Source organism: Stenotrophomonas sp. TWI1151 (genome assembly GCF_039673135.1).
GTDB lineage: Bacteria > Pseudomonadota > Gammaproteobacteria > Xanthomonadales > Xanthomonadaceae > Stenotrophomonas.
The window spans coordinates 1-26,391 of record NZ_JBDJLA010000008.1; the positions used below are offsets into that span (position 1 = coordinate 1).

23 protein-coding genes are annotated in these 26,391 nt (G+C 66.3%); 9 read left to right on the forward strand and 14 right to left on the reverse strand.

The genetic code is table 11. From position 1 onward, the window contains the following. Positions 1 to 42 precede the first annotated feature (42 nt). Complete coding sequence (locus ABE422_RS10955) at positions 43 to 918, reverse strand: plasmid replication/partition related protein (RefSeq protein ID WP_070426982.1); 876 nt, start codon at positions 916 to 918, stop codon at positions 43 to 45. Positions 919 to 997: 79 nt separating this feature from the next. After that, positions 998 to 2,350, reverse strand: coding sequence for an aspartate aminotransferase family protein (locus tag ABE422_RS10960; protein ID WP_346482954.1), 1,353 nt, complete (start codon positions 2,348 to 2,350; stop codon positions 998 to 1,000). A 114-nt stretch (positions 2,351 to 2,464) separates the two neighbouring features. On the opposite strand from ABE422_RS10960, the gene ABE422_RS10965 reads away from it, so the two are divergent. Beyond that, on the forward strand, positions 2,465 to 3,967 hold the full coding sequence (locus ABE422_RS10965; protein WP_346482955.1) for an aldehyde dehydrogenase: 1,503 nt from the start codon (positions 2,465 to 2,467) through the stop codon (positions 3,965 to 3,967). Between the two features lie 6 nt (positions 3,968 to 3,973). Here the strand turns inward: ABE422_RS10965 and ABE422_RS10970 are convergent, their stop codons facing one another. Beyond that, positions 3,974 to 4,603, reverse strand: a complete 630-nt coding sequence (locus ABE422_RS10970) for a hypothetical protein (protein ID WP_346482956.1) — start codon at positions 4,601 to 4,603, stop codon at positions 3,974 to 3,976. Between the two features lie 173 nt (positions 4,604 to 4,776). Here ABE422_RS10970 and ABE422_RS10975 point away from each other — a divergent pair, with 173 nt between their 5' ends. Beyond that, on the forward strand, positions 4,777 to 6,054 hold the full coding sequence (locus ABE422_RS10975) for an MFS transporter (protein WP_346482957.1): 1,278 nt from the start codon (positions 4,777 to 4,779) through the stop codon (positions 6,052 to 6,054). Here the strand turns inward: ABE422_RS10975 and ABE422_RS10980 are convergent, their stop codons facing one another. From ABE422_RS10980 to ABE422_RS10995, 4 genes are all read right to left on the reverse strand, one after another. Next, positions 6,055 to 6,516: a bacteriohemerythrin gene (locus ABE422_RS10980; RefSeq protein ID WP_313211262.1), complete on the reverse strand. Its 462-nt coding sequence runs from the start codon at positions 6,514 to 6,516 to the stop codon at positions 6,055 to 6,057. It abuts the gene before it with no gap. 70 nt (positions 6,517 to 6,586) lie between these two features. Next, positions 6,587 to 7,933 carry a diguanylate cyclase gene (locus ABE422_RS10985; protein ID WP_313217783.1) on the reverse strand — a complete coding sequence of 449 codons (1,347 nt, stop codon included), beginning with the start codon at positions 7,931 to 7,933 and terminating at the stop codon, positions 6,587 to 6,589. A gap of 741 nt (positions 7,934 to 8,674) precedes the next feature. Continuing rightward, positions 8,675 to 10,237 carry an MASE1 domain-containing protein gene (locus tag ABE422_RS10990; protein ID WP_346464570.1) on the reverse strand — a complete coding sequence of 521 codons (1,563 nt, stop codon included), beginning with the start codon at positions 10,235 to 10,237 and terminating at the stop codon, positions 8,675 to 8,677. 501 nt (positions 10,238 to 10,738) lie between these two features. Beyond that, on the reverse strand, positions 10,739 to 12,025 hold the full coding sequence (locus ABE422_RS10995; RefSeq protein ID WP_313211258.1) for an FAD-binding oxidoreductase: 1,287 nt from the start codon (positions 12,023 to 12,025) through the stop codon (positions 10,739 to 10,741). A gap of 197 nt (positions 12,026 to 12,222) precedes the next feature. Between ABE422_RS10995 and ABE422_RS11000 the strand changes: the two genes are divergently transcribed. From ABE422_RS11000 to ABE422_RS11030, 7 genes are all read left to right on the forward strand, one after another. After that, a complete protein-coding gene (locus ABE422_RS11000) occupies positions 12,223 to 12,981 on the forward strand; it encodes a gamma-glutamyl-gamma-aminobutyrate hydrolase family protein (RefSeq protein ID WP_346482958.1) in 759 nt (252 codons plus the stop codon). Beyond that, positions 12,978 to 14,375 (forward strand): glutamine synthetase family protein, encoded by a 1,398-nt coding sequence (locus ABE422_RS11005; protein ID WP_123728825.1) that lies wholly within the window; start codon positions 12,978 to 12,980, stop codon positions 14,373 to 14,375. Before ABE422_RS11000 ends, ABE422_RS11005 begins: the two co-directional genes overlap by 4 nt. 131 nt (positions 14,376 to 14,506) lie before the next feature. Further along, positions 14,507 to 15,613: a polyamine ABC transporter substrate-binding protein gene (locus ABE422_RS11010; RefSeq protein WP_313211256.1), complete on the forward strand. Its 1,107-nt coding sequence runs from the start codon at positions 14,507 to 14,509 to the stop codon at positions 15,611 to 15,613. A gap of 123 nt (positions 15,614 to 15,736) precedes the next feature. Beyond that, positions 15,737 to 16,870: a polyamine ABC transporter ATP-binding protein gene (potA, locus tag ABE422_RS11015; RefSeq protein ID WP_070426989.1), complete on the forward strand. Its 1,134-nt coding sequence runs from the start codon at positions 15,737 to 15,739 to the stop codon at positions 16,868 to 16,870. After that, a complete protein-coding gene (locus ABE422_RS11020) occupies positions 16,867 to 17,778 on the forward strand; it encodes an ABC transporter permease subunit (protein ID WP_259260210.1) in 912 nt (303 codons plus the stop codon). The genes potA and ABE422_RS11020 overlap by 4 nt, the downstream gene beginning before the upstream one ends. Further along, positions 17,775 to 18,620 carry an ABC transporter permease subunit gene (locus tag ABE422_RS11025; RefSeq protein ID WP_313211255.1) on the forward strand — a complete coding sequence of 282 codons (846 nt, stop codon included), beginning with the start codon at positions 17,775 to 17,777 and terminating at the stop codon, positions 18,618 to 18,620. Before ABE422_RS11020 ends, ABE422_RS11025 begins: the two co-directional genes overlap by 4 nt. A gap of 75 nt (positions 18,621 to 18,695) precedes the next feature. Continuing rightward, positions 18,696 to 20,060: an NAD-dependent succinate-semialdehyde dehydrogenase gene (locus ABE422_RS11030; protein WP_346482959.1), complete on the forward strand. Its 1,365-nt coding sequence runs from the start codon at positions 18,696 to 18,698 to the stop codon at positions 20,058 to 20,060. Positions 20,061 to 20,212: 152 nt separating this feature from the next. On the opposite strand, the gene ABE422_RS11035 is transcribed toward ABE422_RS11030, so the two are convergent. From ABE422_RS11035 to ABE422_RS11065, 7 genes are all read right to left on the reverse strand, one after another. After that, the gene (locus tag ABE422_RS11035; protein ID WP_313217796.1) at positions 20,213 to 21,211 is read right to left on the reverse strand and encodes a magnesium and cobalt transport protein CorA; all 999 of its coding nucleotides are present in this window, start codon (positions 21,209 to 21,211) and stop codon (positions 20,213 to 20,215) included. A 15-nt stretch (positions 21,212 to 21,226) separates the two neighbouring features. After that, the gene (locus ABE422_RS11040) at positions 21,227 to 22,483 is read right to left on the reverse strand and encodes a DUF4105 domain-containing protein (protein ID WP_313211252.1); all 1,257 of its coding nucleotides are present in this window, start codon (positions 22,481 to 22,483) and stop codon (positions 21,227 to 21,229) included. An 8-nt stretch (positions 22,484 to 22,491) separates the two neighbouring features. Further along, positions 22,492 to 23,373 (reverse strand): transporter associated domain-containing protein, encoded by an 882-nt coding sequence (locus ABE422_RS11045; protein WP_313217798.1) that lies wholly within the window; start codon positions 23,371 to 23,373, stop codon positions 22,492 to 22,494. Positions 23,374 to 23,438: 65 nt separating this feature from the next. Continuing rightward, positions 23,439 to 24,032 (reverse strand): hypothetical protein, encoded by a 594-nt coding sequence (locus ABE422_RS11050; RefSeq protein WP_313211250.1) that lies wholly within the window; start codon positions 24,030 to 24,032, stop codon positions 23,439 to 23,441. Positions 24,033 to 24,114: 82 nt separating this feature from the next. Further along, entirely contained in the window at positions 24,115 to 24,801 is a 687-nt protein-coding gene (locus ABE422_RS11055) for a hypothetical protein (protein ID WP_313211249.1), read from the reverse strand. Positions 24,802 to 24,856: 55 nt separating this feature from the next. After that, positions 24,857 to 25,342 carry an rRNA maturation RNase YbeY gene (gene ybeY / locus ABE422_RS11060; protein WP_121041647.1) on the reverse strand — a complete coding sequence of 162 codons (486 nt, stop codon included), beginning with the start codon at positions 25,340 to 25,342 and terminating at the stop codon, positions 24,857 to 24,859. Then, entirely contained in the window at positions 25,339 to 26,325 is a 987-nt protein-coding gene (locus tag ABE422_RS11065) for a PhoH family protein (RefSeq protein ID WP_088433024.1), read from the reverse strand. The genes ybeY and ABE422_RS11065 overlap by 4 nt, the downstream gene beginning before the upstream one ends. Positions 26,326 to 26,391 lie beyond the last annotated feature (66 nt).

A 26,391-nucleotide genomic window follows, 5' to 3' on the forward strand; every position in this document is an offset into this window, starting at 1 on the left:
GCCGTAGGCGGTGGGGGGGGCGGGCCGCCGCCCGGCACTACCTCAGATGTCCGCCACCTGCTTGCGCAGCGCGGCCAGCTGTTGGCGCAGGGTGTCGTTTTCCAGGGTCAGCGCGATGATGCGCTGGCGCAGCTCGGCAGGGCCTTCGCCCAGTGCGTTGAGCGCATCGGCGATCTCGGCGGCGCGGCTGGGGTCGACCTCGGCGTCGCCGTCGGCACTGTGCAACACCTCCTGGACCGGCTTGCGCGGCTTGCGCTTGGACTCGCGCACGCGCTTGGCGGCCTGCTTGAGCTCGTCCTTGCCGGCGGCGGCCGCGGCGCGTTGTTCGTCTTCGGGCAGGTCGGCCACGGCGGCCGCGGCGCTGATCGAGATCACCCCGGTCTTGACCGCTTCCACCAGCTCCGGTGCGGCCTGCTTGTGGATGCGCTCGATCATCGTCACCTGGCTGCTGCTCAGGCGCGCTTCGCGGGCCATGTCGGCGCGGCTGACCTTCGGCGCGGCCGCCCACGGCGGGCTGTCTTCGTCACCAGCATCGGCCGGGCCGCTGATCTCACCATCGCTTTCCTTCTGCAGCTGGGCCTGATCGGCGCGGTGGCGCTCGGCCAGGATGTCGCGCTTTCGCAGCGCCAGTACGCCACGCTGGAAATCGGAGACGCTGCGGCGCCCCAGGTGCTGTTCGATCATCCACAGGTGGACGTCATCCATCGACTGGAAGCGGGTGTTCTGGATCGTCTGGAACGGCAGGCCGTGCTTCTGGCAGATGCCGTAGCGGTTGTGGCCGTCCACCAGCACCTCCCCCCACAGCACCAGCGCATCGCGGCAGCCCTCGGCGAGGATGCTGCGCTCCAGGGCGTCGTGCTCGTCCGGGGTCAGCGGGTCGATGTAGGCCTTGAGTTCTTCTTTGACGACAATGTCCATGCAATCCGGTACGCGAGCGAAACGTGACCGACCATTGTAAGGATCGCGGCGGCCGCCGTCGTCGCCGATGGATTCAGGCTCAGCCAGTGGCGCGGATCATCTCGCCCAGCACGTCCACGATCCGGTCGATGTGGCTGCGCTCCAGGATCAGCGGCGGCGACAGTGCGATCACATCGCCGGTGCAGCGCACCAGCAGCTGGCCGTCGCGGAAGCAGCGCTCGAACACCTCGTAGCCACGCGCGCCGGGGGCGTCTTTGCGCGGCATCAGCTCGACAGCACCGATCAGCCCGAAATTGCGGATGTCGATCACGTGCGGCACCCCGCGCAGGCTGTGCAGCCGCTCCTGCCAATAGTCGCCCAGCTCGATGGCGCGCTCGAACAGATGCTCCTCGGCGTAGGTATCCAGTGCCGCCAGGGCCGCCGCGCAGGCCAGCGGATGGCCGGAATAGGTATAGCCATGGAAGAACTCGATGGCGGCCGGCGGGCCCTGCATGAAGGCGTCGTGGATCGCATCGCTGGCCAGCACCGCGCCCATCGGCACCGCGCCGTTGGTCAGCCCTTTGGCCAAGGTCATCAGGTCCGGGGTAACCCCGAAGCGCTGCGCAGCGAAGGCGTTGCCGACCCGTCCGAAACCGGTGATCACCTCATCGAACACCAGCAGGATGCCGTGCTGGTCGCAGATCTCGCGCAGGCGCTGCAGGTAGCCCGGTGCGGGCAGGATCACCCCGGCCGAGCCGGCGATCGGCTCGACGAACACCGCCGCGATCGTGGATGCATCGTGCAGTGCGATCAAACGCTCCAGGTCTTCTGCGAGTTCGGCGCCGTGGCGCGGCAGGCCGGGGCTGAAGGCATTGCGCTCCAGATCGAGCGTGTGGCGCAGGAAGTCGCTGCCGGCCAACAGCGGCCCGAACGTCTTGCGGTTGTTGGGCAGGCCGCCGATCGACAGGCCGCCGAAGCCGACCCCGTGATAGGCCTTTTCGCGGCCGATGAAGCGGGTGCGGTGGCCCTCGCCGCGCAAGCGGTGGTAGGCCAGCGCGATCTTCATCGCGGTGTCGACTGCTTCGGAGCCGGAATTGGTGAAGAACACATGGTTCAAGCGGGCCGGTGCCAGCGCGGCCAACCGCTGGGCCAGCACGAAGGGCAAGGGTGAGGCCATCTGGAACGGTGGCGCGAAATCCAGCGTGGCCGCCTGCTGCTGGATCGCCTGCACGATCCGCGGCCGCGCATGCCCTGCGTTGCAGCACCACAGGCCGGCCGCGCCATCCAGGATCGGACGGTCGTCGATGTCGTGGTAATACATGCCCTCCGCACGCACCAGCAGGCGCGGGGCCGCCTTGAACTGGCGGTTGGCGGTGAATGGCATCCAGAAGGCATCCACGTCTGCGGGTGCCTGGCTGGCCAGGGTCGACAACGACGAATCGGGACGAGGCATGCGGCACTCCGCAAGGGCGCGATGGTCACGACTTTATCGCACTCGCCTCACGTCATCCCGTGATGGCGACGGGTATAACCGCCTTACCCGACTGAGTGGATGAGGACGACGCCGATGACCACCGCACGCACCCGCGACGACTGGCAACGCCAGGCCGATGCACTGACCTTGCAGGGCCAGGCCTTCATCGATGGGCGCTACGTGGACGCCGCCAGTGGCGCGCGCTATGACTGCGTCAGCCCGATCGATGGCCGCGTGCTGGTGCAGGTGGCCGACGCCGACACGACGGACGTCGATCGGGCGGTCGCAGCGGCGCGGCGCAGTTTCGATGCGGGCGACTGGTCGCGGGCGGCGCCCTCTCATCGCAAGCAGGTGCTGCTGCGGCTGGCCGACCTGGTGGAACAACACGCCGATGCGCTCGCGCTGCTGGAAACCCTGGACATGGGCAAGCCGGTCCGCGACGCACGCGAAGGCGATCTGGCCGGTGTCGTGCGCTGCCTGCGCTGGACCGCCGAGGCGGTGGACAAGGTGTACGGCGAGGTTGCCCCGACCGCGCTGGATACGTTGGGCCTGATCACCCGTGAGCCGGTGGGCGTGGTGGCGGTGATCGTGCCGTGGAACTTCCCGCTGCTGATGGCAACGTGGAAGATCGCGCCAGCCTTGGCGGCGGGCAATTCCGTGGTGCTCAAGCCCTCCGAGCGCTCGCCGCTGAGCGCGATCCGCCTGGCCGCGCTGGTGGCCGAGGCGGGGGTGCCTGATGGCGTGTTCAATGTGCTTCCCGGCCATGGTGAGCGGACGGGCGAACCGTTGGCGTTGCACATGGACGTGGATGCGCTGGCGTTCACCGGCTCCACCGCCGTCGGTCGGCGGTTGCTGCAATGCGCCGGGAAATCGAATCTCAAGCGCACCTGGCTGGAGTGCGGCGGCAAGAGCCCGAACCTCGTTTTCGCTGATGCGCCCGATCTGGACAAGGCCGCCCAGGCCGCTGCCACCGCGATCTTCTACAACCAGGGCGAGGTGTGCACCGCCGGCTCGCGCCTCCTGGTCCAGCGCTCGATCAAGGATGCCTTCGTGGCCCGCGTACTGGCGCATGGCCGGCATATGCAGCCGCAGCATCCCTTCGAGCCGGATGCCGCGATGGGCGCACTGGTCGATGAGGCGCATGCAGGCCGCGTGCTGGCTTATGTAGCACGCGGCGAGGCCGAGGGCGCACGCCTGCTGCTGGGGGGCAAGCGGCTGGAGGTGGTGCCGGGTGGCAGCTATGTGGAGCCGACGGTGTTCGACGAGGTCGATCCGCAGCACACGATCGCCCGCGAGGAGATCTTCGGCCCGGTGCTGTCGGTGCTGACCTTCGATCATGAAGACGATGCCCTGCGCATGGCCAATGATTCGATCTACGGGCTGGCCGCCGGCGTATGGACACGCGACCTTGGCCGTGCGCATCGGGTAGCACGCGGGCTGCGTGCGGGCAGTGTGTGGGTCAATCAATGGGATGGTGGCGACATGACCGCCCCATTCGGTGGCTACAAGCAGTCCGGCATCGGCCGCGACAAATCCCTGCACGCCTTCGACAAGTACACCGACCTCAAGGCGACCTGGATCCACCTGGGCGGCTGACGCCGCTCAGCAGTCCTGGCTGTGGCGGATCAGCGACTCGCGCAGCAGGTCGCGATCGATTTCATCCACGGCGTTGCGCAGGTAGTCGATCTGCTGCCGCGTCAGGCGGCACGGGTCCACCGTGTAGCCCGGGGGCCACGCGCCGATCAGCTGGAAGATGCCGTGCACGATCTGCTCCGGGGTCATCCCGGCCTTCATACGGAAGCGCTTGCGCTTGGGCTGGAATGCCAGGTGCACATCCCGATCCCCCAGCACGCGTGGCGCCAGCGAGGCGGCATCGATACCGCTGCCCGTCAGCGAGGCAGGCACGCGCAGCTCCAGTACGGCCGGTGGTGCTGGCGGATCCACCACCGCAGCCGGCGATGCGGTGCTGGACGTGGCCACGAGAGGTGCAGCCAGGCGCCGCGACGCAGGCGGCTGCTGTGCTGGCGGCGGGGCGGGCGAGGGTAGGGGAACTGGTGCAGGCAACGGCCGCGGCAGCCAGTACACCGCCAGGCGGGCCTCCTCCGCAGCGCCGCTGGGGGCCGGAGACCGCAGCAGCACGCCCAGCATCAGCCCGTGCACAACGATCACCACCGCGATGGCGACCGGCTGCGCCCAGCGCAAGGGGGCGGCACTCTTCCGTGAGGCTGACATCCGGGACCGTCCTGGCGGGGTGACCGCGGTGAGACCCTGCGGTGCCGGGGAAGTTCCTGCCGGATGCGCAGGTCGCCGAGGCGGTCACAGGCTGACAGTCTCGTCTGCAACCATTGCGGCAGCCAGCGGAAGGCCGTGGCAGAATCCGGCAGCTGCCTTTTTCTGCGTGCCCGATGTCCACACCTGCTGTCGCCCCTGTCGTGAACTCTCCCCGCCGCATTCTGCTGGCGAGCCTGATCGGCACCACCATCGAGTTCTTCGATTTCTACATCTACGCCACCGCCGCGGTGCTGGTGTTCCCGCACCTGTTTTTCCCCGAAAGCAGCGATGGGGCGGCGATGCTGCAGTCGCTGGCGACCTTCGCGGTGGCCTTCATCGCGCGGCCGGTCGGCTCGGCGGTGTTCGGTCACTACGGTGACCGCATCGGGCGCAAGGCGACGCTGGTCGCTGCGCTGCTCACGATGGGCATCTCCACCGTGGCGATCGGCCTGCTGCCCACGCATGCCAGCATCGGGCTGGTCGCGCCGGCACTGCTCGCGCTGTGCCGCTTCGGGCAGGGCCTGGGGCTGGGGGGAGAGTGGGGTGGCGCCGTGCTGCTGGCCACCGAGAATGCGCCGCCCGGCAAACGCGCCTGGTACGGCATGTTCCCGCAGTTGGGCGCACCGCTGGGCTTCCTGCTTTCGGCCGGTATCTTCCTGCTGCTGGGCCGCGCGATGAGCGAGGCCGATTTCCTGCAATGGGGCTGGCGCGTGCCGTTCCTGGCCAGTTCGCTGCTGGTCGGCATCGGCCTGTGGGTACGCCTGAACATCCACGAGACCCCGCAATTCCAGGCCGCGCTGGACCGCAACGAGCGGGTCAAGCTGCCGATGTGGACGGTGCTGCGCGAACATCCGCTGACGCTGGTGCTGGGCACCCTGGGGGCGTTCGCCACCTTCGTGCTGTTCTACCTGATGACGGTGTTCACCCTCGGCCACGGCACCACCGTGCTGGGCTACTCGCGTGAGCAGTTCCTGCTGCTGCAGATGGTCGGCATCCTGTTCTTCGCCGCCGGCATTCCCATTTCCGCGGTGTACGGCGACCGCTGGGGCACGCGCCGCACGATGATCGTGGCCAGCGGCCTGATCCTCGCCTTCGGCGTGGTGTTCGCGCCGCTGTTCCAGGCCGGCAGCCCGTGGCTGGTGCTGGGGTTCCTGGCGCTGGGCCTGTTCCTGATGGGCCTGACCTACGGCCCGTGCGGCACCTTCCTGGCCGAGATCTACCCGGTGCAGGTGCGCTATACCGGCGCCTCCTTGTCGTTCAACCTGGCCGGCATTCTCGGTGCCGCACCGGCGCCGTATGTGGCGACGTGGCTGGCCGAGCGCTATGGCCTGGTCGCGGTGGGCTATTACCTGTGCGTGACCGCATTGATCACCATCGTCGCCTTGCTGGCGATGGGGCGGCGCGGACGCTGATCAGCGGAAGAAGCGCTTGAGCGTGCGGCCCAGCCAGCTGCCCTGCTGGTGGTCGCGCGCGAACTGGTTGAGGTGTTGTTTGACCTGCGGCGCGTACGCCTTGTCATCGCCACGGATATGGTTGAACAGCCAGCGCGACAGCATCGTGCGCAGCTCGTCGGTGATGTCCTCACCGGCCTGGAAACGCAGCCGGTACTCGCCCACGCGCTTGCCGAAGATTTCGTGCACGCGCTTGTGCGCCGCGCAGAACGGGTAGCCGGCTTCCTCCATCAGCTCTTCTTCGAAGGCGAAGTGGGACATCGTGTAGTCCACCAGTTCGTCGATGACCTCGGCCACGGCCAGCCGCTCCAGGCTCTTCTGGGCGACGTGCAGGTGGTTGAGCATCTCCACGATGCGCATGTGCTGGTGATCGATGACATCGATACCGATGTTCAGATCGTCCTGCCAGACCAGAAGTGCCATGGTGCGTTCCCCGTGCTGTTCAACTGGGGGCGACTCTAGGCAGTCGCGGCCGGGGCCGCGTTGATCTCGATCAAGGCGCCAGGGCAGGCTCGCGCTGGCGTGGGCCGGTCGCCACGGTGGCGCAATGGACGCGATTGCGGCCGCCGGCCTTGGCCAGGTACAGCTGCCGATCGGCCTCGGAAATCAGCCGGTGCAGGGAATCGCGCTGCGGCCGCAGACAGCACAGCCCGATGCTGACCGTCATGCGCAGGGTGGTGTGGCCCAGGTCGACCTCCAGCGCGGCGATGCGCTGGCGCAGTTCGTCGAAGTAGTGCACGGCCTGCTCTTCATCCATGCCCGGTACCAGCAGGCAGAACTCCTCGCCGCCGAAGCGTGCGATCAGATCGTCCTGGCGCGCATGTTGGGCGACCGCTGCGGCCACCGCGCGCAGCGCATCGTCGCCGGCCTCGTGGCCATGGGTATCGTTGATGTGCTTGAAGTGGTCGATGTCGATCATCGCGACAGCCACCTGTTCGCCATCCAGGTGCAGCTGCGGCAGCTGACGCTGACTCTGCTCCAGGAAGCAGCGACGATTCGGCAGCCCGGTCAGAAAATCGCGGGTAGCCAGGTCCTGCAGGGTGCCGATCAGCTCGAGCTGGTCCACGTTCTGCGAGACGCGGCAGAAGAACTCCTCGCGCGAGAAGGGCTTGCGCAGGAAATCGTTGGCGCCGTTCTTAAGGAAGCGCGGAATCAGCGAGGGATCGGTATTGCCGGAAATCCCGATCACGGCCAGCTTGTCGCGCGAGCGCATCGTGCGCAGGCGGCGGGTGAATTCCACGCCCTCCATGCCTGGCATCTCCTGATCGACCACCGCCAGCCGGATCGCCGGGTGCGCCTCGATGGCCTTCAGTCCCTCGGCGCCGTCAGCGGCCTCGTAGACATCGTGCCCATACATGCGCAGCAAGGAGGCGGCGTACATCCGCGCCGACATCGAGTCATCCACCACCAGCGCGGCGATGCGCCGGTTGCGCTCCAGTCGTTGCACGAGCCACACCAGATAATCGATGCTGCCCGGGGTGTTCTTGAGCACGTAATCGATGATCTGCTGCTGCAGCACGCGCTTGCGCAGATCCTCGTCATACACGCCGCTGACCACCACGGTGGGCAGCCCGCGCGACAGGAAGTAGTCCACCACGGTATCGCGGTCGCCATCGGCCAGCACCAGCCCGGTCAGGACCAGGAACCAACCCTGTTCCTCATCCAGCAGCCGCCCGGCCTCGGCCAGGCTGGTCGCCACCGAAACCGGCAGCTCCAGCCGCTGCTCGATCGCCTCACGCAGCATGCTGGTGAACGTGCGCGAGTTTTCCACCAGCAGGATCCGCTGGGGCAGGGCATCACCGGGGTCGCTGAGAACAGCGCCCTGCAACAGTGCCGGCATGAGGCGTACGCTCGGTTCCGAGTGGGTCGGGACTGGTAGCGGCGGTTTCACGCGTAACTTTAGGGAGAGGGGTGCCGCGAAATGTCGCAGCCTCCGTCTGGTTGCCGGGTGGGTCGTCGTCCTGTGCTGGCCGCTCAGGCGGCCCCGGCTTATCGATGGATGTCCGCTTACGGTTACTATCGCTGAAGTTCCCCTCAACGTTTTAATCAGGAGGTAAATGTGCGCATTCCAAGGATTGTTGGTGTTGTGGGTGTCGTTATTCTCGCGTCGGTTCCGATGGTTGGAATGGCGCAGTCAGATGGACACGGAACTCCTCTGGCAAAAAGTGGACTGGGCAGGGCGCAGCCGATCGCGGTCGATCTGAGTTTGGATCCACAGTGGCACGTGTATGGGTTCACGCGCGATGGAATCTCTTATTTCCAGGTAAATGATTTCGTGGGGCGCGTTCAAGTGATCATCGGAAATGTAGATGATGCGTTCTGGACCCTGCCCGCTGGCGAAAGCTCGGCGAGTGTGTCGTTGCCACGGCAGCGCGTACGGCCGCCGGTAAACGCAGCGAGGGCCGAGATTTATAGAGGTTCCCGCTTCTCGCTGGTTCTCTACGGACATGGCAATGATGCTGTGTGGTCCGTTGAGGTCGCAGGTCAGCAGCCTTAGGATTCTGATAGATAGCCAGCGTTGACGTGCTGCCGCCTAGAGTGCGGCTGCACGTCAACGCACTTTGGAGGGCACCGGAAGGATCTATTGTCCAGATCGGATGCTTTCCCGCACCCAGTTTTGCCGCGGCATGTCTGTCGCTCTGGCGGGGGAGCGCGCGGCTGCCTCCGTGAGCACTATCCTGATGCGGTTGCGGCGGCAGTGTACAAAGCCGCCGTAAGCAAGAGGCAGGCCTGCCAGATGCTCGTCCACCATGGCGACGGTTGTCTCGGACAACGGCTGGGCTGAATCAAGCAGTGCTACCACTAAAAGGATTCCCCGTTGCGACCCGAAACCCCCGCAGCGGGCGCGGACCATTATCTGTCCAAACTCATGCTCCAAAAGCAGGGGTACCGCTTCAGTGAGCGCACGATAGGCCGCGAGCTGAAGGCCTGTACTCAACATGCAAGGGTCGCCTTCCAAGCGAGGCCGAGTCACCCGGTTGCTCTGGTCCCAGCATTCACGGACGCCGCCGGCTTGCAGTGCAACGTAGAGGCCCAACTGATCCAATGCCGTTGGATAGACCATGCTTGCCTGTGTGCGGAACTGCTGTGAATGCAACGTTGCAGTGTTCATCAGCCCGTTTGCTATCTCATGGTGACCCTGCAGTTTCAGCCAGGTCACCACCTCTTTAAGCGATACCTCGATGCCATCGCCAAGCTTCCTGAGATGAAGTGCACGTTCTCGTAGACCTTTTTCACTGGCCATGTGTGAATTGCGCGCCAGTTTTAGGGCGTTTCTCTCGCCGTCATCACGAATCTGATAGCGATGATAATAGTGCGTAATGCGTGAGCCGAACAAAAGCAGCGCGATACTCGCAATGGCCATGATCATCTGCGTCGTAAACGTTGTCGCATCAAATGCCAGTGGATACGGTTTTGGCGTCGTAAGCCCAATGATGAGGTTGAGTGACGGCACGGCAATTGCCGCCCCACGCCAACCAAGAAGACAGGTAAGCGCTATCGCCGGTAGCGCCATCAACAATTGCAGGCTGCTCTTGACCGTGGCGGACTCTGCAGGAACGAGCGCAGAAGCGATCCCGGTCAATATCATCAGTGCCAGTGCGGCGATGCTCGGCGTCAGGAACCGGCCTGTCCATGCAAGTTCCGTGCGCCTACTTGCCCATAGCAGGGCAAGAGGGACGACCGTCAGAATGCCGATGAAGTCGCCCACCATGTAGCGCGCCGCGCCCGTAAGGAGGGGGACATCTGGAGTCGGCCAAAGCAAGTGCATCAGAACCAGGTTCAACGAGGTGACGGCTACGGCTGATGCTGCGCCAACCGAGAGCAACCAAGCCTGCGTGGTGGCGATCACCATTTTGCGATGCAGTCGCACGATCGTTGCCACCGTGGGCATCAGCGAGACGGAGGCGAGAATGACCCACGCCAGCCCGTACTTCTCCACCATCGGGTAACGCATCTGCGCGAAGTAGGCGTACTCACCCAGGAACAGATAGGGCCACAGTCGTGGTGGACAGAGCAGCAGTGCAGCCACGCGTATGCCGGCAGGCAGGTAGAACTGGTCGAGGGACAGCTTGCGTGCGCCCCAACAGGCAAAGGCATAGATGACGGCAAGGACAAGCCCGATCGGCTCGATGCGCAGATTCAACTGAAGTCCATTTTTCCACCATTCTCCTCGCACCGGCTCCCCCTGTTCGTGCCGTCAACATCCCTGTGTATCAATGCCGCGATCAGATTGGACGGTATATACACGCGCCGGATTATGCAATTGCGCAAGTGGTCCGGCGCGATGGCGCGCGCAGCGTATGGATTCACGCGCGGGCATGGGTCGGGGCCATGTGCGTGACACATATCTCATTTTCTTAGGAAACTCTTCACGCTCGTCGTACGGCCCGCAGTCGAGTTGCGCCGCGGATACACAGATGACGTCCCGTGTTCGAGGCGTGCCCATCTCTGCCACTGCAGGCCTTGATATGACGCATTCTCCACACATCGTTGCGCTGTGACGCGCGGCGTGCGCAGCAAGAGATGCGCTCTCATGCCATCTGCTGGCACTCCCGGTCTGGCGCTGCCGGGAAACGGAGCGACCGCTTTCAGATTTCGCACCATGTCTCACTTTACCCGTGGTCGCCGAACGCCCCTTGCGCCCTCACCACAACGCATCCCGCAGCTTGTACCAGGACATCGCCGCAACCAGCAGCGGGGTTCGCAGCATGCGCCCGCCGGGGAAGGGGCGGTGCGGAATGCGTTCGAATACATCCAGGCGCTCCGCCTGGCCGGCGATGGCTTCGGCCAGCACCTGGCCCGCCAGGCCCGCTGCGGCAACACCGTGGCCCGAGAAGCCCTGCGCGAAATAGACATTCGGGGTCAGTCGGCCCCAGTGCGGGGCGCGGTTGCGGGTGATATCCACATAGCCGCCCCACACGTACTCCAGCTCCACGTCGGCCAGCTGCGGGAACACCGCGCGCATGCGCCGGGTCATCACACCGCGCAGGCCGGGCGGGGGCAGGGCGGAGTAGCTGGCCTGGCCGCCGAACAGCAGGCGGTGATCGCGGCTGAGGCGGAAGTAGTCCAGTGCCCAGCTGACGTCGGCCACGGCCATGTCATTGCGGATCAGCGATTGCGCCCGTGCTTGCCCAAGGACCGCACTGGCACCGATATAGGTGCCGACCGGCATGATCCGCGATTCCAGCTCCGGCGCGATGCCCTCCAGCCAGGCATTGCCGGCGATCACCACGTGGTCGGCGCTGACCGTGCCGTGCGCGGTGCGCAGCTGCGGCCGGGGCCCGCGGATCAGCTGCAGGACCGGGGACTGCTCGTGGATCACCGCGCCGGCCGCCTCCGCGGCACGGGCCAGGCCCTGCGCGTAGGCCAGCGGATGCAGGTGGCCGCTATGGGGATCGAACATCGCCCCGCGATAGCGGGGGCTGTCCAACTGCCCGCGCAGCTGCGTGCGGTCCCACCATTGCAGCGGATAGTCGTAGCGCTGGGCCAGATCGATCAGCCCGGCGCGCAGCATGCGCTCCTGGCGGGGTTTGATCGGCACGCTGGCATGGCCGTCGCGCCAATCGCACTCGATCTGGTGGCGGACGATGCGGTCACGCAGCAGGCGCATGCCATCGCGCGAGAATTCGAACAGCGCCCGCGCGTCTTCAGCGCCCACCAGATGCTCGAGCGTATCCACTTCGCAGCCGTAGCCGACGATCGCCTGGCCACCGTTGCGGCCGGACGCCCCCCAGCCCACGCGGTGCGCCTCCAGCAGCACGACGCGATAACCGCGCTCGGCCAGGGTCAGGGCGGCGGACAGGCCGGTGTAGCCGGCACCCAGCACGCACACGTCGGCGCTCAGATCGCCCGTCAGCGGTTCACGTAGCGGCGCGCCCGGCACGCTGTCGGCGTACCAGCTGGGTGCATGCGCCTCGCCGGCAGCCGTCATGCCGGGCACCGGCGGGGAGAGGACAGGACAACAATCATGGACAAAGGATGCCAGCAACCGGCGCGCGGGACAGGGGTCAGTCTGTCGCAGCTACTGCCGCAGGCGTGTGAGGGAGGCGCGCACCGCCGATGCGGCGCTGTGTTGCGCGAGGTCTGCGCACGGGGGTAACGTGGCTGCAGGTCATCCGAGCATGACGCATGGTCTCGCCCCCTTGGGTCGGACTGCCCACCGACAGCACGATGCTGGGCCATCATCCCTTCGCGGCGGCGGGTGAGAAGTACGTCCGCGCGCTGGCCGAGGCGGCCGGTGTCACCCCGGTGCTGCTGCCCAGCCTGCAGCCGCCGTTGCCGGCCACGCATTGGCTGGACCGCCTGCAGGGCCTGCTGCTGACCGGCGCGGTGAGCAATATCGAACCGCATCTGTATGCCGGGCCGCCGAGCTGGCCCGGCAACCGCCATGATCCGGCGCGCGATGCGAACGCGCTCTCCCTGTTGCAGGAGGCGCTGGCCCGCGACCTGCCTGTGCTGGCGATCTGTCGGGGTTTCCAGGAATTGAACGTCGCGCTCGGGGGCAGTCTGCACCCGAGCGTGCACGCGGTGCCGGCCATGAACGATCATCGTGAAGACCCGGAGGCGCCGGTGGCGGTGCAATATGGGCCGACGCATGCGGTGCACCTGTGTGAGGGCGGTTGGCTGGCCGGCTGGGCCGGCGCGCCCACGGCACGGGTCAATTCCGTGCACGGGCAGGGCATCGATCGCTTGGCCGAGGGCCTGCAGATCGAGGCCGTTGCTGAGGATGGCCTGATAGAAGCCGCCCGCAGCACCGCGCATCGTTTCGTGCTCGGGGTGCAGTGGCATCCGGAGTGGCGGGTGGCCGACAATTCGTTCTATCACAGCATTTTTCACGCTTTCGGCGATGCTTGTCGCCGCAACTCTCTTACAGCAGACCGGTCATGACCACCCGAACGCGTTCGCGCAAAGCCGCCGCCCCCAAGCCTGTTCCGCAGGAGAGCACGCTGCTGCGCTGGCTCAAGGACCGGCGCATCACCGAGGTGGAGTGTCTGGTGCCGGACATCACCGGCAACGCGCGCGGCAAGATCATTCCGGCCGACAAGTTCTCGCACGATTACGGCACCCGCCTGCCGGAGGGCATTTTCGCCACCACGGTCACCGGCGAGTTCCCGGACGATTACTACGAGCTGACCTCACCGTCGGATTCGGACATGATCCTGCGCCCGGATGCCGACACCGTGCGCATGGTGCCGTGGGCGACCGATCCCACCGCCCAGGTCATCCACGACTGTTTCACCAAGACCGGCGAGCCGCATGAGCTGGCCCCGCGCAACGTGCTGCGGCGCGTCCTCAATGCCTATGCCGAACTGGGCCTGCGCCCGGTGGTGGCACCGGAGCTGGAGTTCTTCCTGGTCCAGAAGAACACCGACCCGGACTTCCCGCTGCTGCCGCCGGCCGGTCGCTCCGGGCGTCCTGAAACCGCGCGCCAGTCCTACTCGATCGATGCGGTCAACGAGTTCGATCCGATCCTCGATCTGATGTACGACTACTGCGATGCGATGAAGCTGGACGTGGATACGCTGATCCATGAATCCGGCGCGGCGCAGCTGGAGGTCAACTTCACCCACGCCAATGCGATGGATCTGGCCGACCAGGTGTTCCTGTTCAAGCGCACCATGCGTGAGTCGGCCATGCGCCATGGCATCTACGCCACCTTCCTGGCCAAGCCGATGGAGAACGAGCCGGGCAGTGCGATGCATATCCACCAGAGCCTGCTGCGGATCAGCGACGGCAGCAACGTGTTCACCGGCGAGCATGGCGGTGAGGATTTCAGCCCGTTGTTCGGGCACTACCTGGCCGGCCTGCAGAAGTACGTGCCGGCGGCGATGGCGTTCTTCGCGCCGAACGTGAACTCCTACCGTCGGCTGATGTTCGGCGAGGTCTCCCCGAGCAACGTGCACTGGGGCTTCGACAACCGCACCTGCGGGCTGCGCGTGCCGCTGGATACACCAGAGAACATGCGGGTGGAAAGCCGGTTTGCCGGCTCGGATGCCAACCCCTACCTGGCGATCGCTGCCACCCTGGCCGCCGGCCTGCTCGGCATCCGCGAGCAGGGCTCCCCCACCGCGCCGATCAGCGGCAGCGCCAAGGAACTCGGCTATGACCTGCCGCGCTCGCTGGGCGAGGCGCTGGACGGGCTGGAAGGCTGCCCGGAACTGCGCGAGATGCTGGGCGAGCGCTTCTGCCGCGCCTATGTGTCGGTCAAGCGCAAAGAATACGAGACCTTCTTCCGGGTGATCAGCTCCTGGGAACGTGAGTTCCTGCTGCTCAACGTCTGACCGAGCCACCGGATCCGGCATGGCCGTGAGGGCCATGTGCTGGGAAAATGGGGGCATGCCCGGTAGGCTGGCACCCGTTGCGCCGGTCCGGCCGGTTCCCCCCAACTCGCACCTGACCTGTGGAGAGTCCGATGAAGCTGCGAATCCTCACCCTCGGCATTGCCGTATCCGTGCTGACCGCCTGTGGCGGCGGTGACAAGCAGGACGACGCCAAGGTCCTGAACGTCTACAACTACAGCGATTACATCGCCGAAGACACCATCCCGAACTTCGAAAAGGCCACCGGCACCAAGGTGACCTATGACGTGTTCGACAGTGATGAGATGGTCGAAACCAAGCTGTTGGCCGGCAACAGCGGCTACGACGTGGTGGTGCCGACGCTGAACTTCTTCGGCCGCCAGATCAAGGCCGGCGTGTTCCTGCCGCTGGACAAGAGCAAGATCCCGAACCTGGCCAACCTCGACCCGGACGTGATGAAGCGCATCGCGCAGCAGGACCCGGGCAACGAATACGGTGTGCCGTACATGATCGGCACCACCGGCATCGGCTACAACGTGGAGCTGCTCAAGCAGCGCTTCGGTGGCAGCACCGACATCGCCAACAGCTGGGATCTGGTCTTCAAGCCCGAAAACATCGCCAAGATGAAGGACTGCGGGATCACCATCCTGGATACGCCTTCGGACATGATCCCGATCGCGCTGCACTACCTGGGCGAAGATCCGCACAGCCAGGATCCGGCCACGCTGGAGAAGGCGGCCGCGCTGCTCAAGAGCATCCGCCCGTACGTGCAGAACTTCCACTCCTCGCAGTACGTGGGCTCGCTGGCCAACGGCGGCACCTGCCTGGTGGTGGGTTGGTCCGGTGACATCATCCAGGCCCGTGACCGTGCAGCTGAAGCTTCCAATGGCGTGACCGTGGCCTACTCGATCCCGCGCGAAGGTGGCCCGCAGTGGTTCGACATGCTGGCCATCCCCAAGGATGCCAAGCACCCGGAGGCCGCCTACGCCTTCATCAACTACCTGCTGGAGCCGAAGGTCGCCGCGGCCAACACCAACTTCATCCATTACGCCAACCCGGTGACCGCGGCCACGCCGCTGGTGGACGAATCGATCCGCACCGACCCGACCATCTACCCGCCGGCCGATGTGGCGGCGAAGATGTTCACCTACTCGATCAACACGCCGGAGGTGGACAAGCTCTACACCCGGTTGTGGACCGAGGTGAAAACCGGGCGCTGACCGCCCCCTGCGACGCCGGCCCCGTGCCGGCGTCGTCGTTTCAGGGGGTAGGACATGACGCGGCCACCACCGGTAAAATGGCATTCTCCCCCCGTCCCGCCGCCGCTCCCGGAGCCGCTGACCATGCCATTTGAAGCCAAGCCGGAAGGCGCGGTCCTCCCGGTCCTGGAACCGGGCTACCTGTCCATCCGCGCGCTGCGCAAGGAGTTCGACGGTTTCGTCGCGCTCGACGACGTCACCCTGGACGTGCGCAAAGGCGAGATCTTCGCGCTGCTCGGTGGCTCGGGCAGCGGCAAATCGACGCTGCTGCGCTGCCTGGGCGGCTTCGAGACCCCCACCCAGGGGACCATCGACCTGGACGGCCAGCGCATCAACGCGCTGCCCCCGTACCAGCGCCCGATCAACATGATGTTCCAGTCCTATGCGCTGTTCCCGCACATGACGGTCGAGCAGAACATCGCCTTCGGCCTCAAGCAGGACGGCATGGCGCGCGATGCGATCAACCGCCGCGTCGGCGAAATGCTGGAGCTGGTGCAGCTGGGCAAGCTGGCCAAGCGCAAGCCGCACCAGCTCTCCGGTGGCCAGCAGCAGCGCGTGGCGCTGGCGCGGTCGCTGGCCAAAGGGCCCAAGCTGCTGTTGCTGGATGAACCGATGGGCGCGCTGGACAAGAAGCTGCGCTCGCAGATGCAGCTGGAGCTGGTCAACATCATCGAGACCACCGGGGTGACCTGCGTGATGGTCACCCACGATCAGGAAGAAGCCATGACCATGGCGACCCGGATCGCGGTCATGGATGCCGGCTGGATCCAGCAGGTCGGCAAGCCGGATGAAATCTACGAGCAGCCGGCCAACCGCTTCGTGGCCGAGTTCATCGGCTCGGTGAACCTGTTCGATGGCGTGCTCGATGAGGACCTGCCCGAGTACGTCACCGTGCGCACGCCGCTGTTCCCCGCACCGATCTACGTCGCCCACGGGATCACCGGTTACGAAGGCCAGCCGGTGGCGTTCGCACTACGCCCGGAAAAGGTGATGATCGGCAAGGACGAGCCGGCGGGGGATACCAACAAGGCCCAGGGCGTGATCGAGGAGATCGCCTACTTCGGCAGCCATTCGGTGTTCCATGTGCGCCTGCCGAGCGGGGCCAAGGTGCTGTCCAATTTCGCCAACTCCCAGCGCTGGGCCAGCGATGGCCTGACCTGGGGTGACACCGTCTGGGTGCACTGGCGCGACAATGATGGCGTGGTGCTGACCTCATGACCGCGACCGGCTGGAAGCGCTGGCTCCCGGGCACGCGCGCCGGCGTGATCGCCGCGCCGTACCTGTGGCTGCTGCTGTTCTTCGCGGTGCCGTTCGTGATCATCCTGATGATCTCCTTCGCGCGCACCCAGGTCGGTTCGCCGCCGTATACCTGGCTGCTGGAGTACGTGGATGGCGCCTTCTCGCTCAAGCTCAACCTCGGCAGCTACGCAGCCCTGGTCAAGGACAACCAGTACGCGCTGGCGTACCTGAGCTCGATCAAGATCGCGGTCATCTCGACCCTGCTCACGCTGCTGATCGGCTACCCGATGGCGTACGTGATCTCGCGGATGAGCCCGGCCGCGCGCAACGTGGCGATGATGCTGGTGGTGCTGCCCTCGTGGACCTCGTTCCTGATCCGGGTGTATGCCTGGATCGGCATCCTGGACCGCAACGGCCTGCTCAACCAGCTGCTGCTCAAGCTCGGCCTGATCGATGCGCCGCTGCAGATCCTGTACACCCCGACTGCCGCCTACATCGGCATCGTTTACTGCTACCTGCCGTTCATGGTGCTGCCGCTGTACGCCAACCTGGTGAAGCTGGACAACCGCCTGCTGGAAGCGGCCTACGACCTCGGCGCCAAGCCGTGGCAGGCCTTCGTGCGGATCACATTGCCGCTCTCGCGCACCGGCATCATCGCCGGCTGCATGCTGGTGATGATCCCGGCGGTAGGGGAGTTCGTGATTCCGGAAATGCTCGGCGGGCCGGATACGCTGATGATCGGCCGCGTGCTGTGGGGCGAATTCTTCAACAACCGCGACTGGCCCACGGCCTCGGCGGTGGCGATCGTGATGCTGGCCCTGCTGCTGGTGCCGATCCTGCTGTTCAACCGCATGCAGCAGCGCGAGCTGGAAGGAAAGCTGGCATGAGCATGGTGCGCAGCAACCGCTGGCTGGGCTGGAGCCTGCTCGGGCTGGGCTTCGCCTTCCTGTACCTGCCGATCCTGTTGTTGATGGTGTACTCGTTCAACGCCTCCAAGCTGGCCACGGTATGGTCGGGCTTCTCCACGCGCTGGTACGGCGAGCTGTTCAACAACCGGCAGATCCTGGATGCGCTGTGGATCAGCCTCAAGGTCGCGTTCTGGACGGCCTGCGCGGCCACCGTGCTCGGCACGATGGCCGCGATGGTGATGACCCGCATGCGCCGCTTCCCGGGCAAGACCCTGTTCGGTGCGTTGATCACCGCACCGTTGGTGATGCCCGAAGTGATCCTGGGCTTCTCGCTGATGACCCTGCTGGTGGCGATGGGCGGCATTCCCGGCTTCCCCAGCCGCGGCGTGACCAGCATCTGGATCGCGCACGTCACCTTCACCCTGTCCTTCGTGACGGTGGTGGTGTCCTCGCGACTGCAGGAGCTGGACCGCTCGCTGGAGGAGGCCGCGATGGATCTCGGCGCGAGCCGGTTGAAGGTGTTCTTCCAGATCACCCTGCCGATCATCGCCCCGGCGCTGGTGGCCGGCTGGCTGCTGGCGTTCACGCTGTCGCTGGATGACGTGGTGATCGCCAGCTTCGTGGCTGGCCCGAACTCGACCACCCTGCCAATGAAGGTGTTCTCCTCCGTGCGGATGGGCATCAAGCCGGAGATCAATGCCCTGGCCACCTTGATGGTGCTGGCGGTGTCGATTGCGGCCGTGGTGGGCTGGTACATCACCTCCCGCGCCGAGAAGCGTCGCCAGCGCGACATGCAGATGGCGCTGCAGGACCCCGGCTGAACGTCATCCCGATCCGGCAACATCCGGATCACGGGGCGGGGCGCACACTGCGGGTCTGACTTTTGGAGACCCGCGATGACCGCTGACATCATCAATCCCGCGACCGGCCAGGTCACGTATCGCCATGAACTGCTCACCGACACGGAGGTCGAGCAGCGCCTGGCCGCTGCCGCCGAGGCGTTTCCGGCCTGGTCAGCGCGTTCGCTGCAGGAGCGCGGGGCTATGCTGCGCGCCATCGCGGCCCAGCTGCGCCAGCGCAAGGCTGACATCCAGCAGGCGATGACCACCGAGATGGGCAAGCTCAAGGGGGAAGCGCTGGGCGAGATCGAGAAATGCGCCGAGGCCTGCGAGTTCTACGCCGATCACGCGGCCGATTACCTGAAGCCGCAGCTGATCGACACCGAGGCCCAGCGCAGCTACGTGCGCTACGAGCCGATCGGCTGCGTGTTCGCGGTGATGCCATGGAACTTCCCGATCTGGCAGGTGTTCCGTTTCCTCGCGCCGGCGTTCATGGCCGGCAATGTGGCGCTGCTCAAGCACGCCAGCAACGTGCCGCAATGCGCTGACCTGATCCTGGCGGTGTGCCGCGATGGCGGCTTGCCCGAGGGCGTGTTCGACGTGCTGCATATCGACAACGACCAGGCCGCCGAGGTGCTGCGCGACAAGCGCGTCAAGGCGGTCACACTGACCGGCAGCGAGCGCGCCGGGCGGTCGATTGCGGCCAATGCCGGTGACCAGCTCAAGAAGTGCGTGATGGAACTGGGCGGCAGCGACGCCTTCGTGGTGCTGGACGATGCCGATCTCGAGAAGACGGTGGCCGCAGCAGTGAAGTCACGCTTCGACAACAGCGGGCAGACCTGCATCGCGGCCAAGCGGTTCATCGTGGTCGATGCGATCGCCGATGCGTTCGTGGAGAAGTTCGTCGCCGCTGCAGGCAAGCGCGTCTACGGGGATCCGCAGGACGAGAAAACCACGCTGGCGCCGATGGCACGCGCGGACCTGCGCGACGAGCTGCACAAGCAGGTGCAGGACAGCATCGCCAAGGGCGCCACGCTGCTGCTGGGAGGCGAGCCGGTGGCGGGTTCGCATGCCGGCTATCCGGCGACCATCCTGGACAACGTCACCCCCGGCATGCCGGCCTACGACGAAGAACTGTTCGGCCCGGCCGCCGCGATCCTGCGGGTCCGCGATGACGCCGAAGCGCTGCGCGTGGCCAACGACACCACCTTCGGGTTGGGCGGCAGCGTGTGGACGACCGATGCGGCGCGCGGCGAAGCCATCGCCCAGCAGCTGGAGTGCGGTGCCGCCTTCGTCAACGCCATCGTCAAGAGTGACGTCCGGCTGCCGTTCGGCGGCAGCAAAAGATCCGGGTTCGGTCGTGAACTGGCCGAGCATGGCATCCATGAGTTCATGAACATCAAGACGGTTTACGTGGCGTGATGCCACGGATCGGGTAGGAGCCGACCGTTGGTCGGCTCGCGCCGTGGTGGCTTACGGTCGCCCGCCATGGCGGCCAACGGTCGTCGCCGTAGCGATCAACGGTCGTCGCCGTAGCGACCAACGGTCGTCGCCGTAGCGACCAACGGTCGCTACTACAGCCAGCGTGCGCGCTTGAACAGGCGGTACAGCCCCACGCACACCGCACCGACGCCGATGATCATCGCCGGGTAAGCCCACGGCTTGTCCAGCTCGGGCATGTTCGTGAAGTTCATGCCATACCAGCTGGTGATCAAGGTCGGGGCGGCCAGCAGCGCCGCCCAGGCACCCAGGCGCTTGACCGTCTCGCCCTGGGCCAGGGTCACCAGCGACAGGTTCACACTCAGCGCGGTGCCCAGCATTTCGCGCAGGGTGTCGATCACATCACTGATCCGCACCGCGTGGTCGTGCACGTCGCGCAGGTAGAGCTTCACTTCGTCCGGCACCAGGTCGCCCTGGTAGCGCTTGATCTGCGAGAGCATGTCCTGCAACGGCGCGACCGCCATGCGCATCTTGTTGAGCTCGCGTTTGAGCTCGTACAGGCGCACCACGGTCTGGCGCTTGTAGTTGTCGGAAAAGATATCCTTTTCCAGCAGCTCCAGCGTGTCGCGGTAACGCTGGGTGATCGGCAGGTAGTTGTCGACCACGAAATCCAGCACCGCATACAGGCAGTACGACGGGCCCATCGTGCGCAGCAGGTCCGGCTCGCGCTCCACGCGGGCGCGCGGGGCGGCATAGGACAGCGATGCGCCATGGCGCACCGTGACCAGGAAGCGCGGGCCGAGGAAGGCGTGGGTCTCGCCGTAGCGGATCCGCTCGTCCACCATCTGCGCGGTCGTGACCACTACGAACAGCGAATTGCCGTAGGCCTCCACCTTTGGCCGCTGATGCGCATTGCGGGCGTCTTCGATGGCCAGCGAGTGCAGGCCGAATTCTTCCTGCAGCTTCAGCAGCACGCTGTCGTCGGGCTCGTACAGACCCACCCACACGAAGCCGTTGTCGCTGGCGATCACATCGCTGATCGCATCCAGGCCGATGTCGTGGCGCTTGCCCTGGTCATCGTAGTGAACGCAGTTGATGACGCAGGCGGGGTTTTCAGGTGTGACGGTATCCATGGCGGGCATCGTGCGTCAGCGGCCCGTGACGGGCAGGTCACGGCGGCCCAGCACCCATGCCAGCGCCACGTGGATGGGCAGCAACAGCACGATCCACTGCAGGTTGTACTGCGCCTGCAAGGTCAGCCAATGCAGCACCAGGCCGAGCAGCGACACGCCGGCGACCGCCCACAGCACGAACCGGAACCACGCGCGCGGCACGCGGCCGCGCAGCAGGGTGATCGCAGCGGGAACGAGCAGCAGGCACAGCGGCGAGAGCTGCAGCAGGTTGCGGTTGGCCCAGGCGGCCTGGTGCGCACTGAAGCCCCACAGGTAGGTCAGCAGGGCGCCACCAATGCCGCAGAACAGCCAGAACGGCAGCGCCAGGCCACCCAGCAGCCGGCGCCGGCGGCGCAGTGCAACCACACCCGCAGCGGCGATCAGGCCGCACAGCAGCCACGGCCACCAGCTGCGCGGGGACTCGGTCGGCTCCGGGGCGATCCGGTGCGGCAGAAGTTCCTGCTCGGCCTGCACCAGCGGGCGACCTTCGCTGTTGCGCACCTGGCGCAGCGCATCGGCCAGGCGCATCGGCACGAAGGCTTCCTGCCAGCGCGACAGCGGCTGGTCGGCGAACGGGCCCAGGCCGATATCGAAGCCCAGCCACATCCACGGCGACGGCGAGGCCAGGCGCACCGATTCACTGCGGTAGGTGTTGCCGCGCGAGCGCCCGGACAGCTGCGAATGCAGCCCGCCTCCCAACGCGCCGTCGATCGCATCGCGGACCATGGTGGCGCAGTTGGCGGTGTAGTAATCGTAGTGGTAGCGCGCGTTCTCGGGCTTGGCGCGCTCGGCCAGCGACGCGGCCAGGGTGCGCGCCTGCGCGGGCGTCAGATCCAGCCACTGCACGCTCGCACCGCGGCCGCTCTCCTGGTAGTACGACAGGTCCTGCCCGAGCGGCAGCGCGACCAGGTAATACATCATGTCGCCGCGCACGAAGTTGCCGATGAAATCGGACTCGCTCGGGTCGAAGTAACCGAAGTTGTACGAGGTGGCGTCGCCGGTGACCGGATCGACCACGACCAGCGCGTCATGGCCGAAGCGTTCGAAGAAGATCTCGCCCGGCTGCATGGTGACCACGCCGATGCGTGGCGCCTCGGCGGCAGGGGCCGGGGCGGCCGTGGCAGGCACGGCATCCTGCGCGGCCAGCGCCCCGAAGGGCAGGCTGGCCATCGCAAGCAGCGACAACACGAACAACAGGCGGCACAGCGACCACCGATTCAAAGGGGGCCGCATGGCGTGGGTCAATCCTCGTTGTGGGTGTCGGGCGGCAGCACGGTCACATGGAACGCCTGCACGCGCCGGGCATCGGCACGCGCCACCCGGAACACGAAGCGGTCCAGGGTGAGCTCATCGCCGGTTTCGGGCAGGTGCCCGATCGCCTCGGTGACCAGGCCACCGATGGTGTCGTAATCGTCGTCGGGGAACGTGGCACCGAAGCGCTCGTTGAAATCCTCGATCGCGGTCAATGCATCGACCACGTACTGGCCGTCGGCCTGGATCGCGATCTGCGAGGTGTGGTCCTCGGCCTCGTCGTGCTCATCGTCGATCTCGCCGACGATCTGTTCCAGCACGTCCTCGATCGTGACCAAGCCGGCGACACCGCCGTACTCGTCCACCACGATGGCCATGTGGTTGCGCGAGAGCCGGAACTCCTTGAGCAGCACGTTGAGCTTCTTGGCCTCGGGGATCAGCACCGCCGGGCGCAGCAGCTCACGGATGTTGGCCGGCCCGTTGTCGGCAACCACGCCGCGCAGCAGGTCCTTGGCCAACAGGATGCCGAGGATGTCGTCCTTGTTGTCGCCGTGCACCGGGAAGCGCGAATGGCCGGATTCGACCACCTGCTTCATCAGGTCAAGGAAGGGGGCTTCGACCGGCAGGGAGACCATCTGCGAGCGCGAGATCATCACGTCGCCGACGGTGAGCTCGGCCACCGAAATGGCGCCTTCCATCATCCGCAGCGTGTCGGCGGCGATCAGGCCGTCTTCGTGCGCGGTGTGCAGTACCGCCACCAGCTCGTCGCGGGTGTGGGGTTCGCCGGAGAAGGCAGCGGTCAGGCGTTCGAGCCAGCTGCGCTTCTTTTCATTGTGCTCCAGGGTGGAGCTACTACTGTCGTCTTCAGACATCTCTGGAAAAAAAGGCACCCGGCGTGCCGGGCGTTGGATTTAGTCTATCAGGATGCGGGCGCCTGTCAGCGCCCGGCCGAGGGCGGATTCACGCCCGGCAAGGGGGCCGGGGCGGCGCCCGGTGGCGGGGTGTCTTCCTCCGGTGGCAGGTCCAGGCTGTAGGTACAGCCGGCCAGGGTCTTGCCGGGGTGGGATTTGACCGTGGACAGGCTCAGGATCACCGACTCGATCAAGGCCTCGCCGGTACGCGGGTCGGTGACGTCGCGGCTGACCAGCTCGCGCCCGGCCATGAACTTCACCGGGGTGTCCACGCCATCCTCCAGCGCCAGGCGCTTGGCCAGCGGGCGCGGGTCGGCCAGATCCAGGATCGCCATGATGCTGGCCCCGGCCACCGTGATGTATTCGGCACGCTCGCCGAACACCGTGATCGGGGCGGCCAGGCGGAACTCGCTCATGAACTGGTTGGTCTGCGGCAATGGCTGAAGGCCGTTGGCGACCGCCTTGAGCGGGTCGGCCACGACCGGGGCCACCGCGTCGTAGTCACTCACGCTCTGGCGGCATTCGATCAGGGCGGTCAGGTCCAGCGGCGCCGCCTCGGCGAAGGCCGGGGTGGGCAGCAGGGCGAGCAGGCCCAGGCAGGCGCATCGGAACGGGGTCATCGCAACAGGTCCATCAACTAAGGCGTGCACGGCACGGACGCGGCACCGATGATAGCGGGCGCCGGTTCGCCGTGGCAGAGCATCAACGGCGGCGGACCAGCCAGCGCAGGGTGGTGGTGAAGGAAACCACCGCGATGCCGGCCGCGCACAGCACCAGCGCGGAGGCGCCCAGGTGGATCACCCCCGGGCCGCCGGCGGTGACCGCCATCAGCGCGCGCCCGAACACCAGTGCGAAGGCTGCGGCGAGCACGAACAGCAGTGCCACCTGTACGGGCCGTGCGCGGAATATCGATGACTGGGCAGGCGATGCTCCATCGCGTCGCGCCCAGCGATACAGGGTGCGCCACCCCAGCGGGGCCGCCAGGGCAGCGGCCAGCCCGGACCAGCCGACCACGTTCAGGGCGGTGGCGCTGAGCGTCGCCCCGGCAGGACCGGCCAGCAGATGAGGCAGGATCAGGCCGGTGACCACGCAGGTGAGCGTGCCCAGCACCAGCGTCGCCGCCGCCAGCGCAGACAGGCGCCTGGCCGAGACAGCCGATAGCGGCGCGCGCTGTTGACGTGCCTTCCACCAGCTGCGTGCGGGCGTCAATGAGAGCGATGCGATCACCGCGGACAGTGCGAGCATTCCCCACCGCAGCGCGATGGGATCGCGGCCGGCCGGGGTCAGCCCGGCGAGGCCCGGCGCACCGACCGCGCAGTACAGCAGCGCGATGACCGACACGGCAAGCAGTACCGGACCAAGTGCGGAGCGGCGATCAGGAACCGGCATGACGACATACCTCCTTGTATGACGGGGAAATCAGCAATCGCAACGACCGTTCGGTTCAGCGCTCGCCGGCATACGGATCGGCAATGCCCAGTTCGGCCAGGATGTCGCGCTCCAGCTGTTCCATGGCGTCGGCTTCCTTCTCGTCCTCATGGTCCCAGCCGAGCAGGTGCAGCACGCCGTGCACGGTCAGGTGCGCGTAATGGGCGTTGAGCGCCTTGCCCTGCTCGTCGGCCTCGCGGGCGACCACCGGGGCGCAGATCACCAGATCGCCGAGCAGCGGGAATTTCACGCCCTTGGGCAGGCCCTCCGGCAGTTCGGCCGGGAAGCTGAGCACATTGGTCGCGTAATCCTTGCCGCGGTAGTGCCGGTTCAAGGACTGGCCCTCCTTCGCATCGACCAGCCGGATCGCCAGGTCGGCCTCGCGGATGCGGCCCTTCAGGGCGGCGGCCACCCACTTGCGGAAGCTCACCGCCGAGGGCAGACCGGCGCGGGGCAGGGCGTAGCTGATGGCGACGTCCAGTCGCACGGGACCACGGGTCATGGGGTCGCTCCGGGTTGGACCTGCTGCAGATCGCGGCGGTCGTAGGCGCTGACGATGCGGGCCACCAGCGGGTGACGGACCACGTCGCGCGCTTCGAAGAAGGTGAAGCTCACGCCCTCGACATCACGCAGCACATCGATCGCATCGCGCAGGCCGGACTTCACGTGCTTGGGCAGATCGGTCTGGGTGAGGTCGCCGGTCACCACGGCCGTGGAGCCGAAGCCCAGCCGGGTCAGGAACATCTTCATCTGCTCGACCGTGGTGTTCTGCGCTTCGTCCAGGATCACGTATGCATCGTTGAGCGTGCGGCCGCGCATGTAGGCCAGCGGCGCGATCTCGATGACGTTCTTCTCCAGCAGCTTGAGCACCTTCTCCACGCCGAGCATTTCATACAGCGCGTCGTACAGCGGTCGCAGGTACGGGTCCACCTTCTGGCTCAGGTCACCGGGCAGGAAGCCCAGCTTCTCGCCGGCTTCCACCGCCGGGCGGACCAGGATCAGGCGCTGCACGCGCGCTTCATTGAGCGCTTCCACCGCGCTGGCCACGGCCAGGAACGTCTTGCCGGTGCCGGCCGGGCCGATGCCGAAGTTGATGTCGTGCGTGGTGATCTGATGCAGGTAGCGGGCCTGGTTGGCGCCGCGGCCGCGCACGGTGCCGCGCTTGACCTTGATCGCCACTTCCTGGGCCTCATAGGCGCGCTCGACCACATGCTCCACGTTGGCCTGGTTCAGCCGCAGGTGGATGGCATGGCTGTCGAACACCACGTCGCCGGCTTCGGCGTACAGCGCTTCGATCAGGGCCTGCGCATCGGCCACCACGGCCTTGGGGCCGGTCACGCGGAACACGTGGCCACGGTTGGCGATTTCCACGCCGAGTTTGAGTTCCACCTGGCGGAGATGTTCATCGAACGGGCCGGCCATGTTGGCCAGGCGCTCGTTGTCTTCCGGGGTGAGGGTGAAGTCGCGTTGTGCGAGTGCGGTCATTGCGTCCGGCGGCCGCCGGTCCAGCCGACCGGGCCGCAAGCAGGGAAAGGGAGAACAGGGTAGCGC

What these genes read in the sequence shown, in the direction of transcription:
- ABE422_RS10955 (WP_070426982.1), bottom strand. Translation starts at nt 918, where the DNA reads ATGGACATTGTCGTCAAAGAAGAACTCAAGGCCTACATCGACCCGCTG.
- ABE422_RS10960 (WP_346482954.1), bottom strand. Translation starts at nt 2,350, where the DNA reads ATGCCTCGTCCCGATTCGTCGTTGTCGACCCTGGCCAGCCAGGCACCC.
- ABE422_RS10965 (WP_346482955.1), top strand. Translation starts at nt 2,465, where the DNA reads ATGACCACCGCACGCACCCGCGACGACTGGCAACGCCAGGCCGATGCA.
- ABE422_RS10970 (WP_346482956.1), bottom strand. Translation starts at nt 4,603, where the DNA reads ATGTCAGCCTCACGGAAGAGTGCCGCCCCCTTGCGCTGGGCGCAGCCG.
- ABE422_RS10975 (WP_346482957.1), top strand. Translation starts at nt 4,777, where the DNA reads ATGTCCACACCTGCTGTCGCCCCTGTCGTGAACTCTCCCCGCCGCATT.
- ABE422_RS10980 (WP_313211262.1), bottom strand. Translation starts at nt 6,516, where the DNA reads ATGGCACTTCTGGTCTGGCAGGACGATCTGAACATCGGTATCGATGTC.
- ABE422_RS10985 (WP_313217783.1), bottom strand. Translation starts at nt 7,933, where the DNA reads ATGCCGGCACTGTTGCAGGGCGCTGTTCTCAGCGACCCCGGTGATGCC.
- ABE422_RS10995 (WP_313211258.1), bottom strand. Translation starts at nt 12,025, where the DNA reads ATGACGGCTGCCGGCGAGGCGCATGCACCCAGCTGGTACGCCGACAGC.
- ABE422_RS11000 (WP_346482958.1), top strand. Translation starts at nt 12,223, where the DNA reads ATGGTCTCGCCCCCTTGGGTCGGACTGCCCACCGACAGCACGATGCTG.
- ABE422_RS11005 (WP_123728825.1), top strand. Translation starts at nt 12,978, where the DNA reads ATGACCACCCGAACGCGTTCGCGCAAAGCCGCCGCCCCCAAGCCTGTT.
- ABE422_RS11010 (WP_313211256.1), top strand. Translation starts at nt 14,507, where the DNA reads ATGAAGCTGCGAATCCTCACCCTCGGCATTGCCGTATCCGTGCTGACC.
- potA (WP_070426989.1), top strand. Translation starts at nt 15,737, where the DNA reads ATGCCATTTGAAGCCAAGCCGGAAGGCGCGGTCCTCCCGGTCCTGGAA.
- ABE422_RS11020 (WP_259260210.1), top strand. Translation starts at nt 16,867, where the DNA reads ATGACCGCGACCGGCTGGAAGCGCTGGCTCCCGGGCACGCGCGCCGGC.
- ABE422_RS11025 (WP_313211255.1), top strand. Translation starts at nt 17,775, where the DNA reads ATGAGCATGGTGCGCAGCAACCGCTGGCTGGGCTGGAGCCTGCTCGGG.
- ABE422_RS11030 (WP_346482959.1), top strand. Translation starts at nt 18,696, where the DNA reads ATGACCGCTGACATCATCAATCCCGCGACCGGCCAGGTCACGTATCGC.
- ABE422_RS11035 (WP_313217796.1), bottom strand. Translation starts at nt 21,211, where the DNA reads ATGGATACCGTCACACCTGAAAACCCCGCCTGCGTCATCAACTGCGTT.
- ABE422_RS11040 (WP_313211252.1), bottom strand. Translation starts at nt 22,483, where the DNA reads ATGCGGCCCCCTTTGAATCGGTGGTCGCTGTGCCGCCTGTTGTTCGTG.
- ABE422_RS11045 (WP_313217798.1), bottom strand. Translation starts at nt 23,373, where the DNA reads ATGTCTGAAGACGACAGTAGTAGCTCCACCCTGGAGCACAATGAAAAG.
- ABE422_RS11050 (WP_313211250.1), bottom strand. Translation starts at nt 24,032, where the DNA reads ATGACCCCGTTCCGATGCGCCTGCCTGGGCCTGCTCGCCCTGCTGCCC.
- ABE422_RS11055 (WP_313211249.1), bottom strand. Translation starts at nt 24,801, where the DNA reads ATGCCGGTTCCTGATCGCCGCTCCGCACTTGGTCCGGTACTGCTTGCC.
- ybeY (WP_121041647.1), bottom strand. Translation starts at nt 25,342, where the DNA reads ATGACCCGTGGTCCCGTGCGACTGGACGTCGCCATCAGCTACGCCCTG.
- ABE422_RS11065 (WP_088433024.1), bottom strand. Translation starts at nt 26,325, where the DNA reads ATGACCGCACTCGCACAACGCGACTTCACCCTCACCCCGGAAGACAAC.